The following is a 1207-nucleotide window of genomic DNA, read 5'->3' as shown; positions in this document are numbered from 1 at the left end:
CAAGATCGAGAACAGTTTTGCCCGCCTGAAGGACTGGCGGCGCATCGCAACCCGCTACGACAGGTGCCCGAAAGTCTTCCTCTCGGCATGCGCCCTCGCGGCCATCGTCATGTTCTGGCTATGAGTCCTGACCCTAGGTCAAGCCCGGTCACCACGGTCGCGATCAGCAGCGCGGATGCCGCCATGACGATGGCGTTGGCCTTGCGTTGCGTGTTCACACCGGGCCCTTCGTCATTTCGGCCCCTTGTCCAATCCTGCGCCTGGCCTCATTCATACCTTGCGCCCACCACAGGAAGTCCCCATGTCGAAACACGTCCTGACCATCGACGACGACCGCCAGATCACCGAATTCCTTCAGCGCGTCCTGTCGAAGCGGGGCTCCCGGGTCGCGGCGGTCGGGTCGGGGACGCAGATGGGGCTGCTGATGGCGCACGTGGAGTTCGACCCTGTGATCCCGGATGCGGGGTTGCCGGAGATAGATGGTTTTCGGGTCACGCGCGGGCTGCGAGGGGCGTCGGCTGTGCCAATCATCATGCTCACGGTCCGCAACGCGTTTCATGGCACGATCACCGGGCGGGAGGTCGGGTCAGACGATCATGTCGCCCAACCCTTTGACCCGCGCGAACAGCTGGCGCGGATGCGGGCCGCGCTGCGGCAGGCCGAAAGCGTCGTACCCGTGAGCATGGCCTGGGGCAAGGCCCGGCAGGTGTCGTTTTCCGGGTTCCTGTTGCAGCTGGACACCCGGAAGGCCACGGCAAGGGGCGGCAAAGAGGTGCCGCTGAACTCGTCCGAATACCCCCTCCTCACCGCGCTGGTTCAGAAGGCCGGCGAGGTTGTGACCCGGACCCAGTTGATGGACCAGCTCAATTCGGGGGCTATCCACGCGACGGACCGCGCCGTGGACGCCCATGTCGCCCGGGTGCGTTGCAAGTTCGCCTTGGCGGGGGGGCGAGGCCGACCTGATCAAGACCGTGCACGGCCAGGGCTATTGCCTGGCATCCGACGTGCAGGTCGGCACGGCATGACCTGGCGGGCGTGCTCTGACCGGCCGCGGGCGGCCATGCGGCACGATGAGGCGGCGCCCGACCGTGCCCGGCCCTTGACCTCTGCTGATGGCATGTGATCGTCGTGGACATCGTCATCACGACCACGATCATTGCGTCGCTGTTCCTGGTCATCGGGGTTGCCGAGCCTTTGGCGGCGCGGT

The 1207-nt window shown here is 66.0% G+C and carries 1 protein-coding gene and 1 pseudogene; both read left to right on the top strand.

Going from position 1 to position 1207, the window contains the following annotated elements; translation table 11 throughout:
* Positions 1-124 (top strand): annotated as a pseudogene (locus MAA8898_RS25565) (IS5/IS1182 family transposase); the annotation flags it as partial.
* Positions 125-301: 177 nt separating this feature from the next.
* Positions 302-1123 (top strand): response regulator transcription factor, encoded by an 822-nt coding sequence (locus MAA8898_RS25560; RefSeq protein WP_094023830.1) that lies wholly within the window; start codon positions 302-304, stop codon positions 1121-1123.
* The last annotated feature ends 84 nt before the right edge of the window (positions 1124-1207 follow it).

Origin of the sequence: Antarctobacter aquimaris, assembly GCF_900184945.1 — a bacterium.
Lineage (GTDB): Bacteria > Pseudomonadota > Alphaproteobacteria > Rhodobacterales > Rhodobacteraceae > Maliponia > Maliponia aquimaris.
This window is presented reverse-complemented; position numbering and strand designations above follow the sequence as displayed.